This window comes from Clostridium sp. MT-14, assembly GCF_042436595.1.
GTDB lineage: Bacteria > Bacillota > Clostridia > Clostridiales > Clostridiaceae > Clostridium_B > Clostridium_B aromativorans.
The window spans coordinates 206,497-219,492 of the sequence record NZ_JBHMIY010000003.1 but is presented as its reverse complement, the minus strand read 5'-3'; the positions used below and the strand labels follow the sequence as shown (position 1 = coordinate 219,492).

17 protein-coding genes are annotated in these 12,996 nt (G+C 26.4%); all 17 read left to right on the top strand.

Features of this window, described 5'->3' with window-relative positions; all coding sequences use genetic code 11:
- Window positions 1–251 precede the first annotated feature (251 nt).
- Window positions 252–425, top strand: coding sequence for a hypothetical protein (locus ACFHWD_RS04460; protein ID WP_378060787.1), 174 nt, complete (start codon window positions 252–254; stop codon window positions 423–425).
- Window positions 426–601: 176 nt separating this feature from the next.
- Window positions 602–3,973 carry a ribonucleotide reductase N-terminal alpha domain-containing protein gene (locus ACFHWD_RS04455; protein WP_378060785.1) on the top strand — a complete coding sequence of 1,124 codons (3,372 nt, stop codon included), beginning with the start codon at window positions 602–604 and terminating at the stop codon, window positions 3,971–3,973.
- 28 nt (window positions 3,974–4,001) lie between these two features.
- Window positions 4,002–4,676, top strand: a complete 675-nt coding sequence (locus tag ACFHWD_RS04450; RefSeq protein ID WP_378060783.1) for an NUDIX domain-containing protein — start codon at window positions 4,002–4,004, stop codon at window positions 4,674–4,676.
- 62 nt (window positions 4,677–4,738) lie between these two features.
- The gene (nrdD, locus tag ACFHWD_RS04445; protein ID WP_378060781.1) at window positions 4,739–5,236 is read left to right on the top strand and encodes an anaerobic ribonucleoside-triphosphate reductase; all 498 of its coding nucleotides are present in this window, start codon (window positions 4,739–4,741) and stop codon (window positions 5,234–5,236) included.
- The gene (locus ACFHWD_RS04440) at window positions 5,223–5,717 is read left to right on the top strand and encodes a 4Fe-4S cluster-binding domain-containing protein (RefSeq protein ID WP_378060795.1); all 495 of its coding nucleotides are present in this window, start codon (window positions 5,223–5,225) and stop codon (window positions 5,715–5,717) included. The genes nrdD and ACFHWD_RS04440 overlap by 14 nt, the downstream gene beginning before the upstream one ends.
- Entirely contained in the window at window positions 5,717–6,199 is a 483-nt protein-coding gene (locus ACFHWD_RS04435) for a deoxyuridine 5'-triphosphate nucleotidohydrolase (protein ID WP_378060779.1), read from the top strand. Before ACFHWD_RS04440 ends, ACFHWD_RS04435 begins: the two co-directional genes overlap by 1 nt.
- Before the next feature lie 84 nt (window positions 6,200–6,283).
- A complete protein-coding gene (locus ACFHWD_RS04430; protein WP_378060777.1) occupies window positions 6,284–6,661 on the top strand; it encodes a hypothetical protein in 378 nt (125 codons plus the stop codon).
- On the top strand, window positions 6,658–7,179 hold the full coding sequence (locus tag ACFHWD_RS04425; RefSeq protein ID WP_378060775.1) for a hypothetical protein: 522 nt from the start codon (window positions 6,658–6,660) through the stop codon (window positions 7,177–7,179). The genes ACFHWD_RS04430 and ACFHWD_RS04425 overlap by 4 nt, the downstream gene beginning before the upstream one ends.
- Before the next feature lie 10 nt (window positions 7,180–7,189).
- Entirely contained in the window at window positions 7,190–7,720 is a 531-nt protein-coding gene (locus ACFHWD_RS04420; protein ID WP_378060773.1) for a hypothetical protein, read from the top strand.
- A gap of 53 nt (window positions 7,721–7,773) precedes the next feature.
- Entirely contained in the window at window positions 7,774–7,971 is a 198-nt protein-coding gene (locus ACFHWD_RS04415) for a hypothetical protein (protein ID WP_378060771.1), read from the top strand.
- A gap of 189 nt (window positions 7,972–8,160) precedes the next feature.
- The gene (locus tag ACFHWD_RS04410) at window positions 8,161–8,460 is read left to right on the top strand and encodes a hypothetical protein (RefSeq protein WP_378060769.1); all 300 of its coding nucleotides are present in this window, start codon (window positions 8,161–8,163) and stop codon (window positions 8,458–8,460) included.
- A 25-nt stretch (window positions 8,461–8,485) separates the two neighbouring features.
- Window positions 8,486–9,073, top strand: a complete 588-nt coding sequence (locus tag ACFHWD_RS04405) for a hypothetical protein (RefSeq protein WP_378060767.1) — start codon at window positions 8,486–8,488, stop codon at window positions 9,071–9,073.
- Between the two features lies 1 nt (window position 9,074).
- Window positions 9,075–9,239: a hypothetical protein gene (locus ACFHWD_RS04400; RefSeq protein ID WP_378060765.1), complete on the top strand. Its 165-nt coding sequence runs from the start codon at window positions 9,075–9,077 to the stop codon at window positions 9,237–9,239.
- 197 nt (window positions 9,240–9,436) lie between these two features.
- Window positions 9,437–10,180: a hypothetical protein gene (locus ACFHWD_RS04395; protein WP_378060763.1), complete on the top strand. Its 744-nt coding sequence runs from the start codon at window positions 9,437–9,439 to the stop codon at window positions 10,178–10,180.
- 199 nt (window positions 10,181–10,379) lie between these two features.
- Window positions 10,380–11,435: a hypothetical protein gene (locus tag ACFHWD_RS04390; protein WP_378060761.1), complete on the top strand. Its 1,056-nt coding sequence runs from the start codon at window positions 10,380–10,382 to the stop codon at window positions 11,433–11,435.
- A gap of 240 nt (window positions 11,436–11,675) precedes the next feature.
- Window positions 11,676–11,879 (top strand): hypothetical protein, encoded by a 204-nt coding sequence (locus ACFHWD_RS04385; RefSeq protein ID WP_378060759.1) that lies wholly within the window; start codon window positions 11,676–11,678, stop codon window positions 11,877–11,879.
- Between the two features lie 17 nt (window positions 11,880–11,896).
- Window positions 11,897–12,175, top strand: a complete 279-nt coding sequence (locus ACFHWD_RS04380) for a hypothetical protein (protein WP_378060757.1) — start codon at window positions 11,897–11,899, stop codon at window positions 12,173–12,175.
- Window positions 12,176–12,996 lie beyond the last annotated feature (821 nt).

Here is a 12,996-nt window from a genome sequence, read left to right as displayed (position 1 = left end):
TAATAAAGGTTTTGAAGCGAGCCTTATACTATCGTTAATGGATACGGTGGTATCTTTGATAGTGAAAGTCTTAGAGAGATAAATCAGTTATATTAACTTTCGAGTTAGTATAGAAGTTTATTTATCTAAGAACCCCTTGTCTTTAGGCTTGGGAGTTTCAGCGATGTAACTCCACGTAAAGAAATGACTGTAGAAGAGATAGAAAAAGAACTTGGTTATAAAATTAAAATAAAAGATAGGAAGATGATATAATGTTAAAAATAAAAAATATTAAATTTTCATTAAAAAATAGACCAACAATGATAGTTAATGGAATGATATTTCTATTTGGATTGCTTATGATGATATATGCAGTTACCACACATAATTTTATTTTAGGAGTAATATCTTATTTAATCGGTAATTTTAGTGTCGATTTAAAATAAATAAAAGATAAAACCATCATTTTAAAGAGAAGAGATGTTGTTTATGACAGATGTAGAATATGAAGAAATATGTACTAAAGTTGAAGATATTATAAATAAAATTGGAATTTTTAAATTAATTAATAATATCATCTTAAGATGTTTATTATACATAAAATAATGATTGGAGAGATACAATGGCAAAATTAAATGACAATGCTTTAAAGTTATTAGAAAAAAGATATTATCTAAGAGACTCAAAAACTGGAAAAATAATTGAACATTCTCCTGAAGATTTATTTAGCAGAGTTGCAAAATACATAGCAAGTGCAGAAAAAGAGAAAGAATTACAAGATAAATGGACTAAAGAATTTTTTGATGTAATGAATAATCAATTATTTATGCCTAATACTCCTACTCTTGTTAATGCTGGTAAGGATAAATGCTTATCTGCTTGTTCAGTAATTGGTAGATATCCAGATTCCTTAGAAGGTATTTATAAATATCTTTGGTATAATGCAAAATTAACAAAATATGGATGTGGAGTAGGACAAGATTTATCAAATATAAGACCAAAAGGAGAAATTATCAAAACAAGTGGAGGAAAATCAGCAGGTGTTATAAATTGGATGCATAATATTCAAACTACAGCAGCAACTACTATACAAGGTGACACAGCAAGAAGAGCAGCAAATATGGTTAGTTTAAGATTTAATCATCCAGATATTGAGGAATTTATTGATGCCAAAAAAGAAAATAGTCAATTATTTAGTGCTATGAATATATCTGTAATTATTAAAGATGAAGAATTTAAAAAAGCACTAAATGGAGAAGAAATTTGGTTACAATGGAATAAAAAAAAATATAAAAAAGTCAATGCCAAGACTCTATTAGATAAAATCTTTACAAATGCATGGAGTAATGGTGAACCTGGATTAATTTTTTTAGATAGAATGAATGAAGGTAATCCATTTAATTTATTGGACGATACATTTAATGAAACTAATAAACATTATATTATTACAACAAATCCATGTGTAACAGGTGATACTTTAATTTTAACTGATAAAGGATATTTTAAAGCAGAAGATTTATATAACAAAGAAGTTAATGTTTGGAATGGATTTGAATTTTCAAAAATCAATGTAAAAATAACAGGTAAAGATCAACAAATATTGAAAATTAATTTTTCAGATGGTAGCTTATTAAAATGTACGCCATATCATAAATTTTGTTTAAAAGGTGGTACAAGAAAAGAAGCTAAGGATTTAAAAATAGGAGACAAACTTATAAAGTGGAGCTATCCTATTATTGAAGGTACTAATAATCAATATCCAAATTCTTTTATGTATACTCAAGGATTTTTTAGTGGTGACGGTTCTCAAGAAACTAATAGGGATAGAAAATCTATATGGTTATATGATAAAAAAATCGAATTATTAAAATATCTAGAATATGAACGCTATAATAAATGTACAGGTAATCGAATATTTGTAAAAATTTCTAATAATTACTTTAGCAAAAATTATGTTCCGTCTGCAAATTTAAGTGTTAAAAGTAGATTAAATTGGTTAGCAGGCTTACTAGATAGTGATGGTTCTTTAAATAGTGAAGATGGTTCTTTAAGTATTACTTCTATTAATCATCAATTTTTAATGAAAACAAAACTAATGATTAACACTTTAGGATGCCATGCATCAGTTTCTCTAAATAAGCTTGCAGGAACAAAAGATATGCCTAATGGAAAAGGAAGTACAAAAAAATATGAGACACAAAAAGTATATAGACTAATTATTAATGCAACAAATGTAAAAAGATTAATGAATTTAGGGTTAAATACACATAGAGTTTCATTAATCGCTAATCCTAATAGAGATGCTAGCAGATTTATTAGGATTACTAGTGTAATAAAAGATGATAATATTGCTCCATATGTTTATTGTTTCACAGAACCTAAAAGGCATACAGGGTGCTTTAATGGTATTGTTACAGCTCAGTGTGGCGAACAGCCTCTTGAACAATGGGAACTGTGTGTATTAGGTAGTATTAATCTTGAAAATATATATAATGAGACAAAAAATGATGTTGATTATTCATTATTAAAAAGGACTATAGAAACAAGTATAAGATTTTTAGATAACTCAATTACTGTTAATGAATTTGTATTACCTGAATTCAAAGACAAAGTATTATCTAATAGGAAAATTGGATTAGGAGTCACAGGATTTGCCCATTTATTAATAAAATTAGGAATACAATATGATAGTGATGAAGCATTAAAATTCATAGATAAATTATTTAAGTTTATACAACAAACTGCTGAAGATGTTGATGAAAAATTAGCAAAAGAAAAAGGAGTTTTCCCTTCATGGAAAGATAGTATATTTGGCAAAAAAAATATAAAAAGAAGAAATGCAACCATAACAACTCAAGCACCTACAGGAAGTATTTCAACTATATTAGGTACAGAGAGCTACGGAATCGAACCACTTTTTTCCATTGGTTATATTAGAAGAATAGTTGATGGTGAAATATTAGAAATAAATAAATTATTTAAACAAAAATTACATCAAGTTATAAATGATTCAGACAAAGAAAAGAATATTGTAAAACAATGTATTGATGCAGGGACTACAAATTTAGATTGTGTACCAAAAGAATTAAAGAAATTATTTAGATGTGCTAATGATATATCTCCTGAATGGCATATAAAAATAATGGCACAATTACAAAAATATTATGAGAATGCAGTAAGTAAGACTGTTAATTTACCCGAAACTGCTACTCCTGAAGATGTAAAAAATGCTTACACTTTAGCATTTGCTCTCAATTGTAAAGGAATTACTGTTTATAGAAACAATTCTATTGAAGATCAAACTATTCAAATAGGCAATAAAAATAATGATAAAAAAGTACCATATGAAGTTGTATCGGCTGATGATTTACCTAGAGGATTTATAGAAAATGTACCTCCAGATCTTACATATCGTAAATATAAATTATATACAGGATGTGGTACATTATACTTTTTCGTTGGGATTGATGAATATGAGGGAAAAATATATGATTGTTTTACTAATACAAATGGCGTAGGTGGTTGTGTTGTTAATACTCAAGCTAATAGCAGATTATTATCTACAGCAATTAGATATGGTGCTCCTATAGAATATTTAATTGAACAATTACAAAAAGCAGGTACTTGTCCAAGTTATCAATATAAAAGAGGTCTGCAAAATGGAGTAAACCATATTTTACATATGTCTTTAAATAAATTTAATACTAATGATATTAAGGATAAAGAACTTAGGGAAGAAATTGAAGAATACACTGGGCAACCATTAAGCAAAGGTAAATCATGTTCTTCTGCAATTGCTAATATATTAAAAAATATATTAGATGAATTTAAAAATACTGAATATATAAAAAATGAAAAAGAAGATTTTAAAATATCAATAAAAACAAATCCAATTAAATCAGATATGGGGAAATGTCCTGTATGTGGAGAACCAATAATATTAGCAGAAGGTTGTAAGTCATGTCCTTCATGCGGATGGAGTAGATGTAATTAATAAAAAAATATAGAAAGAGGTATTAATATTGTATATAAAAAATGATTTAAATATAATTTTAAAAGCTAGAGATAATTTTGAAATAGATAGTAAAATATGGAATGATCTAGATGGTTTAAAATCAGAAATATTATCACAAATAAAACCTTCTACTAAAGAAAAGATAATATATTATAGACAAAGTGATTTAAATAATATACATGAGGGATTTTTTAAAACAGATGAACTTCCAGCTATTAAAACTTTTATTGGAGAAAGAAGTAAATTAGAGTATGATGGTGCTTTGTTTAGACATCCAATTCCATATATAATATTAAGGTATAAAGAAAAATACTTCTTTATCTTACGAGAGAAAGGTTCTGGAGAAATTAGACTAGAAGGTAAAAAAGGTATGGTAGGAGGTCATGTTGGCTCCGAAGGTATAATAGAAGGTATGTATAGAGAGCTGGAAGAGGAAGTAGCTGTAAATAAATCAATGATAAAATCTTTAACATTAAAAGGACTAATTAAAAGTAACGATGGTGTAGATGCAGACCATTTAGGGTGTCTATATGAAATAGAACTTAATACAGATAAAATAAAAGCAGAAGAAAATGGAGTATTGTCAGGTTTATGGATAAATAAAAAAGATCTATATAAACATTATGCATCTTTTGAAAATTGGAGTAAAATAGCCTATCATAATGTATTAAAATTTGAATAAATATAACACAATTATGGGGCAGAAATATATACTGCCCCGATTGTATAAAGCAAGATGATAAAATGCAAAAAAAATATAAAGCACCACATAATTGCGAACAAGTTCCAGGAGAAAATCTATCAATAAAATTAGCAAGCAAAGATAGATTGTTAAAATATCAAAATGAGTTTGAATTGTATTCCAATCAATTTATTCCTTTAATTACAAATGCTGATCTATTGGATAGAATTAGATTACAAGGTATTTTTGATAAACATTTTAGTGGTGGTAGCATATGTCACCTAAATGTAGAAAATAGAATAGAAGATGCAGAACATATGAAAGAATTAATAACTAATTGTGCTAAAAAAGGTGTCGTGTATTTCGCAATTAATTATGAATTAAATAGATGCAAAAATGGACATATGACAGTAGGTAAAAATGATGTGTGTACAATTTGTGGAGAAGAAATCACTGATAAATATATGCGAGTTGTTGGATTTCTTACAAATGTGAAAAATTGGCATAAAGTAAGAAGAGAAAAAGACTTTCCCAACAGACAATTTTATAAGGGAATATAAATTAGGAGATGATGATATCCAAATTTTAGCTACACAATATACATTACAATATAAGTCATTAGATATATACATAGCAGGGTGTAGTGCAGATCCTCACTGCACCGACTGTCATAATCCAGAAACATGGCAATTTAATCAAGGAATACAATATTCTCAAGATTACTTTGATAAACATATTAGACGAAAATGTGAGGATTTCGATTCTTTAATAAAGAATATCATGTTATTTGGTGGGGAACCAAACGATCAGGATAAAGACGTATTATTACATTTATTGTTTGATTTAAGAGGTTTAAATAAAACAATATGGTTGTTTACTAGATATGAATTAAATGATATACCAAAATTTGAATTACAATTATGTGATTATATAAAATGTGGTAGATATATCCCAGAGTTGACTACAGAGGATAATATTAAATATGGAATTAAATTAGCAACATCAAATCAGATTATATATAAGAGAGGAATTGATTATTAATGAGTAAAACAAGAGGTTTTGAAAAAATTTCAAAAGAGCAGTTTTTAAAGGATTTTGATGATCTTGGAGTAAAATATGAAGAAATAAAATTACCCAAACGTAGTACATCTAAATCTGCTGGATATGATTGTTTTTCACCTATAAATATAGCATTATGTCCTGGAGAAGAAATTAAATTACCAACAGGAATTAGATCTTATATGCAGGATAATGAAGTATTATTTGCTTTACCACGTAGTGGACATGGCTTTAAATATTATTTAAGATTAGCCAATACAGAGGGCGTAATTGATGCAGATTATTATGACTCTGATAATGAAGGACATATATTTGTCAAATTAAGAAATGAAGGTAAAAAAGATCTATCAATTAATAAAGGACAAGGAATGTGTCAATTAATATTTCAGAAGTATTTATTAGCAGATGGTGATGATTTTTCTGGAGAACAAAGAAACGGTGGATTTGGTAGTACAGATAAATAAGTAAAATTAAATAGGGATAGATATAATTCTATCCCTTACATTAAAATATAGGTTTTATGCAAAATTAATAAACGAGGTTAAAATATGAAAATATTTAAACATTACAAGTTAAAAAAGAAACAAAAAATCGAACAAAAAATTAATAATATAATATTATTCAATAAATGGAAAATACAATGTTATAAAGAATATCCTGAAAAGATTAAACCACCAATAAAAGAATTTTCAGATAGTACAGGCATGGCTAGATTTTATCCCAAAGATACTTGGGAATATTTTAAAAAATATAATGTAAATAAAAACTTATTTGATAAACAATTACAATACTATGATATTGCTATGGATGAATATGACAAATTAGAAAAAAGACTAAAGCAAAAGAAGTTGAACGAAGAAGAAAGAGAACGAATTAATCTTTATAAAAAAGCTATATTAGAATTAAAAAAGGAAGGAAAAATATGACTAATTCATTTGGAAAGAGAATTAAATTGAAAGATGGATGGACTGAAGATAAAATTATAGAAAGATTGAATAAAGCATTGGAATCATATGTGGAATCTGATTTTGATAGTGAGGGGATATTGTATTTAGATATCGATTTTAGAGCTGCTAAACAACTATTTGAAGATTTATTTGAAGGAGTATCTTTCGAAGAATATATAAAATATTATGATGCTGTAAGTGTAGATTCTTGTCGTTCTTGTCAATGTGATGTATCTGGTATATTACCTTTTATTAACATATTAGGTGATAATGTAAGATATTCCTCCAAGCAGAATAAGTTCTATAAAGACAAAGACATGAAAGTATCAATACAAATACCATGCAATGACTCAATGACAATGGTATGCAATAAATGTCATAGCACAAATACAGATGTATTTTCTGTACATGAGGAAGCTCCACATGAAGTAAAAATAACCTATATATGTAATGATTGTGGTCATACAGTAACAAGGATAGATTATTTATATAAGTAGGAGGGATACAATGTTACGTCTAGCTTATCCATATCAAGACGAACTAAATAAGATTTATCAAAGCACAGTGTTTCAAGATAAATATAAATATTATAATCTTAGTAATTGGTGGAACTATACTATTAAATTAGAAGATAATAGTTGGAATAATATAGAGATGGTGAGTATTAAAAACAAAGAGATTCTTGGCTATTTTAATGCTAATATTTCAAGATGTGATAATTTGGTTTCATCATTAGGAGTCATTAATTTTTCAACTAAAGACAATGTTATTTTTGCAAAAGATTTTTATAAATTTATTATAGATTTATTTTATAAGTTTAATTTTAGAAAAATTCGATTCCATGTTGTTATAGGTAATCCTATTGAAAAAATGTATGATAAATATATTGCTAAATATGGAGGCAGGATCATTGGAATTAGCAATAACGATGCCTTATTGCAAGATGGAAAATACTATAATGTTAAATACTATGAAATATTCCAGAATGATTTTAAATACTATTTTAAAAAGAAAACAAAAAAAGAAATGCCAAAATAAAATTAATAAAACAACATAGAATTCAAATTTTATAATAAAAGAGGAGTGAGAGAATGACTTTAAAAGAATATATAAAAATAATAGTTATAACTATACCAATATTTTTAGGAATGATAATAGGTGCTATAATAATATCACATTTTGTGCATTCAGAATTACAAGGGTGGATAATTTCAACAATATTTGCAATAATATATTGCTTTCCAATGATAAAGTATATTGAAAAAATGGCCAATAAGTTTAATATATAATATCAAAATAAATCTAACATTTTATATAAAATTAATAAAGGGGGAATTAATATCGCCAAACAATACAAATTAATATTTGATGATGATATTTTAAATAAGTATTTAGACTATTACTTTAAAAAATATCCTAGAAGACATAAAGCACCCATAGATAGCCCCTTACATCCTAGTATCAATAAATGGTTTGTAATGAAAAGACCGCAGATGAATGACTTAAAACAAAAATGGAAAGAGTTTGGGGTATGGGTTGTAAAACAATATGGATATGAAAATTTAAATATTCAACATGCAAAAGTTACATACAAATTTTTCTTTAAAACAAAACGAAGGCAAGACAATGATAATAGAAGTCCTAAATTTATGAATGATGCTTTAACTGAATCAAAAATGATTTTGGATGATGACTATATACATCTGAATCCACTATTAATCTACGGAGGTTATGATAAAGAACATCCAAGAATGGAAATTATAATTGAACAAAATTAATAATAATTATAAAGGAGCTTAATTAATGGAGAATAAAAAAGAAATAGAAGCTATACAGATTACCTTTGAAAATTGCGTTGAAATAACTATTCCTTATAAGTGTGTTACTCAATTAGATTATAAGACGAAAAAATATGCAGGAGAATGTGGAAAAGATAGCAATATAAATGGTATTATAACCAATCTTGATTGTATTATAGAAAATAACGGTAGTATAATATATGATGCAGATTATATGGAGGATGGTTCCTCTCCTATACAAAGATTATCACAATATAATGATATATGTTATTTTGATATTATATATAAAGATGGGACAAGAGAATCTAATTATGTTAAATGGTATTACAAAAACAATTATGATGATCCTCAAGAAAATAAAAATCAGACATCAGAATTATTAAGGTATAATAAGATACATATACATATAGAGCCTTATATTCCTCAATATACGATATTTGAGATATTTGCATTTCCACCACGAACTATTTTTAAAGATGAAGAAAATAATAAATATGAGATTCAATTAAATTCTTCAGGTAAGTATATAGATATGCCTATGACTGAGAAATATATTAATATGAAATATACTGTAAATAAAAAGGAAGGATAATATGGCAGGTATAGCAATATGCGAAAACAAAGATTGTATACATAAAGATAAATGTTTTAGATTTATGTATAAAGTAGGTGAAGTGTGCAATTTTGCGAAGATATGTAATAAAGAAAATAAATATAAATGGTTATGGAAAGTTGAAATGTCTATAGCTAAGAAATAAAATTAATAAATAATAATGTTAAAAGCTACATTTTATTTACTTTTGATATTGATATTTTGTTTGTTAATAAGGTTTTTAGTGCATTTGTTAAATTGACTAACTTTTAATTTCCCCATATATCACTCCTAATTTATTTATATAAGACTAAATATATTTTAATAAAATGTAGCTTATATAATGATTAGGAGTGACAATATATGTCAAATTTAATAGACTTAATACCAAAAATGACATCAAATACTTCTTCAATCGGTACGGTTTCAGCAAGTAGTGTATATAGAGATAGTATGCCATTTAAATTATTTGATAAAGACAATAATAATGCTGATGGACATAGATTTGCTACAAATGCTAATTGTCCTCAATGGGTTGAATTTAAGTTTAATAATCCAACATGTGTTAATGCATATGGTCTAAGAGCTGAGAGTACATTATGGCAATTTAATATGGGTTCTTGTTTACCGAAAACATGGCTATTTATGGCTAGTAATACTGGTTTATTTACTGGTGAAGAAATAATACTTGATACAATAACTAATTTTATGGCACAAAAAAATGATAATACAGAACCTATCTTTTATTTTAACAATAATACTAAATATATTTATTATAGGTTATTATGGACAGATTTAGATCGAACTGATAATCGCAAAGAATGGACTATTATTAATGAGTGGGGACTTTATTATCATCAATATAATAAATATCTAATAAAACAAAATGATCAATATTATAATATTAATTCAGAGAATTATCAAAACGGAGCATTTATACCATTAACCTTAACAGGAGGAAATACACCGAATGAAGATGATTATAATAACTTAGGTTTTGATAATATCAATGATTTATGTGTTCCTATTACCGTTGGAGATGAAACTTTTAAACCTATTGACAAATTGAATACTCAATTTGAAATCAGAATGTTGAGACAAAATTAATAAATAATAACAAGTTAAAAATTACGTTTTATTTACTTTACCTAAAATGTAGTAAAGTAATAGTTTTTGATTTGCTTATTATTACAAAAATTAAAAAAGTGCAGATAGCTGTATCTAAAAATAGATAAATCACTTCTAAATTATAGACCAAAATAAAACGTAATTTATATTTAAACTTATAATTTAGGAGTGATAAAAAATGTCAAACGGAAATTTTGCAGGTGGAGATGGAACAGCATCTAATCCGTATTTAATAGAAGATGCTGATGATCTAAATGCTGTTAGAAATAATCTATCTGCTAGTTATAAATTGATTAAAGATGTAGATCTGAATATATCTCCGTATAACGAAGGAGAAGGCTGGACTCCTATTGGGGATACTACTAATAATAGATTTACTGGTGTATTTGATGGGAACGGTCATATAATAAAAAATTTATTCATTAATAGAACTGGAATAGCTTATCAAGGATTATTTGGTTGTATAAATAATGCCAATATTCAAAGTATAAAAGTAGAAAATGTAAATATTAATACTAATAATAATTATATAGGAGGATTAATTGGAATTACTCAAGGTACTTCTGTAGTATCAAATTGTTGTTCTATGGGAATTGTTAAAGGTTCTACCTATGTTGGCGGACTAGTAGGATATAGTGCTGGGACTGTATCTAATAGTTATACTACTTGTACAGTAAATGGTTCTAGTTCTTTAGGAGGATTAATTGGAACTCTTAATCAAGTAACTTTAAAAAATTGTTATAGTAGTGGAGTTATATCTGCCAATGCTGGATTTGGTGGATTAATTGGAGGCACTGGTAGTGTTACTTCTACAATAATACATTCATATTGGGATACAAATACATCAGGAACAGGTACTTCAAGAGGAGGAACAGGATTAACGACAGCACAGATGGAAACCCCTTCAAGTTTTGTAGGTTGGGATACTGAAGTGCTAGAAGATGGAGTCACCAAAGTATGGATATTAAAAGATGGAGAGTATCCTAAACTGTGGTTTGAAAAACCTCATAGTAAATTTTTGATAAAGCAGAGTAATGAATACTATAGTGTACAGAACAATACATTAACAAAATTAGGAACACCAACAGATGATACACAGTTAGAACAATGGTTCAATGACTACGGAGTAGATGATTTGAATACAGCTTTATTAACTCCAGATGCAAATGGTAATAAATTAATTAATAGTTTGGATGACCAATTCCAAATTAGGATGATGAAGTTCAAACAATGATATTAATAAAAAAATATATATAATAAAATAAAAAGAGATGATTGAATGCAAACAAAATTAAATAGTATAATTCACGAATGTGAAAAAGATACCCCTGGGCAAAATTGTATAGATTGTTCATGTAATGAAAGAGAATGTCTAGAAAGTTTATTAAATATTTATAATTCTAAATTCAGTGAACGAAAAAATGATTTTCGATTCTTAAAAGATATTGTAGAAGAATTTGGAGGTAATTAAAACATGAAAATATTAAAACCTCAAAAAGAATTAGTACTTACAGGTATATTGACTATTATATCTGCTATCTTATTAATGGTTATATATTATAACACCGGCGATTATATAATCCATCCTCTTTTATATCCAGTTATATTATTAGGGGGAATAGGCTGGTTAGCAACTGGAATAACTTCTATCATTGAATTTAATAAAAAATATAAATAAAAATGAGGTGTAAATTCATGAAAAGAAAATTTATTATAGGATTATGTAGTATATTTTTAATATTTGCTTTGGCCGGATGTTCTACACTAGATCGCTTTGGTAAAAATATTAATTCTGATGTCAGTAATGGATTAAATAGAACAGTGTCAGTATATAGTCAAGATGGGAAACTTATTAGGACTTATACAGGGAAATTAGATATAAGGCAAAATAAATACGGTAATGAAGTACTATTTGATTTAAATGGCAAAAGAATAGTAATTAATAATGCTGTTGTTGTAACTGAAGAAAAGTAAAAAGGGGATGGTTTTTTGAAAATATTTCTATTGATATTTTCTGCAATATTTCTAACTACACAACTACAAAATTTATTTAATTTTAAAACTATAAAAAAAGATTTAGATAATAACCAAATCATAAGAAAAGGTGACAAATATTCAACAGTCAGTACACTAATCTCTGGATGTACAGTTTTAATATACTATTTTTTATGTGCCATATATATTAAAACATTTATATTTTCAATAATAGGTTTCATTTATTGTTTATGGACAATTTTTGATCTATATAATTTACATAGATATTTAAAATCAAATATTATATCAAGAACATTAAATAGTAAGTTATATAGAATATTATCCAAACCATTTGATATAGGATTTACATCATATATAATATATTTTATTGCCACACACTGGTTGTAATAATTTAGGAAAGCGAGGATTCTATATGAAAATAAAATTGTCGGGGAAAATATAAAAGACAAAGATTTTTCTTTTAATCATTTATATGAAGTACAGGAAATAATAATATCTGGTGATATTTATGGCTATGATATTTTTTATAAAATCATAAATAACAAAGGCCAATCAAAATATTTATTGGATATTTTTATTGAGACAATTATAGATAAAAATACTATGTTAGATGAATTTATATCAACATTTGATTCTCAGATATTTAATAATAAATGTTTTAAAAAATTACCATACAAATTTACCTTCACTTTCCCATTGAGAAAATGATAAGTTTTATATATCCAAAAGAGATAGTTCAACAGACGTATTAACCTTTGTACTAAAAGAGGATGATTATATAAAAAGTATGATCTTCCTCA

What these genes read in the sequence shown, in the direction of transcription:
- ACFHWD_RS04415 (WP_378060771.1), top strand. Translation starts at nt 7,774, where the DNA reads ATGACTTTAAAAGAATATATAAAAATAATAGTTATAACTATACCAATA.
- ACFHWD_RS04410 (WP_378060769.1), top strand. Translation starts at nt 8,161, where the DNA reads ATGAAAAGACCGCAGATGAATGACTTAAAACAAAAATGGAAAGAGTTT.
- nrdD (WP_378060781.1), top strand. Translation starts at nt 4,739, where the DNA reads ATGCAAAAAAAATATAAAGCACCACATAATTGCGAACAAGTTCCAGGA.
- ACFHWD_RS04460 (WP_378060787.1), top strand. Translation starts at nt 252, where the DNA reads ATGTTAAAAATAAAAAATATTAAATTTTCATTAAAAAATAGACCAACA.
- ACFHWD_RS04400 (WP_378060765.1), top strand. Translation starts at nt 9,075, where the DNA reads ATGGCAGGTATAGCAATATGCGAAAACAAAGATTGTATACATAAAGAT.
- ACFHWD_RS04395 (WP_378060763.1), top strand. Translation starts at nt 9,437, where the DNA reads ATGTCAAATTTAATAGACTTAATACCAAAAATGACATCAAATACTTCT.
- ACFHWD_RS04430 (WP_378060777.1), top strand. Translation starts at nt 6,284, where the DNA reads ATGAAAATATTTAAACATTACAAGTTAAAAAAGAAACAAAAAATCGAA.
- ACFHWD_RS04455 (WP_378060785.1), top strand. Translation starts at nt 602, where the DNA reads ATGGCAAAATTAAATGACAATGCTTTAAAGTTATTAGAAAAAAGATAT.
- ACFHWD_RS04420 (WP_378060773.1), top strand. Translation starts at nt 7,190, where the DNA reads ATGTTACGTCTAGCTTATCCATATCAAGACGAACTAAATAAGATTTAT.
- ACFHWD_RS04390 (WP_378060761.1), top strand. Translation starts at nt 10,380, where the DNA reads ATGTCAAACGGAAATTTTGCAGGTGGAGATGGAACAGCATCTAATCCG.
- ACFHWD_RS04405 (WP_378060767.1), top strand. Translation starts at nt 8,486, where the DNA reads ATGGAGAATAAAAAAGAAATAGAAGCTATACAGATTACCTTTGAAAAT.
- ACFHWD_RS04425 (WP_378060775.1), top strand. Translation starts at nt 6,658, where the DNA reads ATGACTAATTCATTTGGAAAGAGAATTAAATTGAAAGATGGATGGACT.
- ACFHWD_RS04435 (WP_378060779.1), top strand. Translation starts at nt 5,717, where the DNA reads ATGAGTAAAACAAGAGGTTTTGAAAAAATTTCAAAAGAGCAGTTTTTA.
- ACFHWD_RS04380 (WP_378060757.1), top strand. Translation starts at nt 11,897, where the DNA reads ATGAAAAGAAAATTTATTATAGGATTATGTAGTATATTTTTAATATTT.
- ACFHWD_RS04385 (WP_378060759.1), top strand. Translation starts at nt 11,676, where the DNA reads ATGAAAATATTAAAACCTCAAAAAGAATTAGTACTTACAGGTATATTG.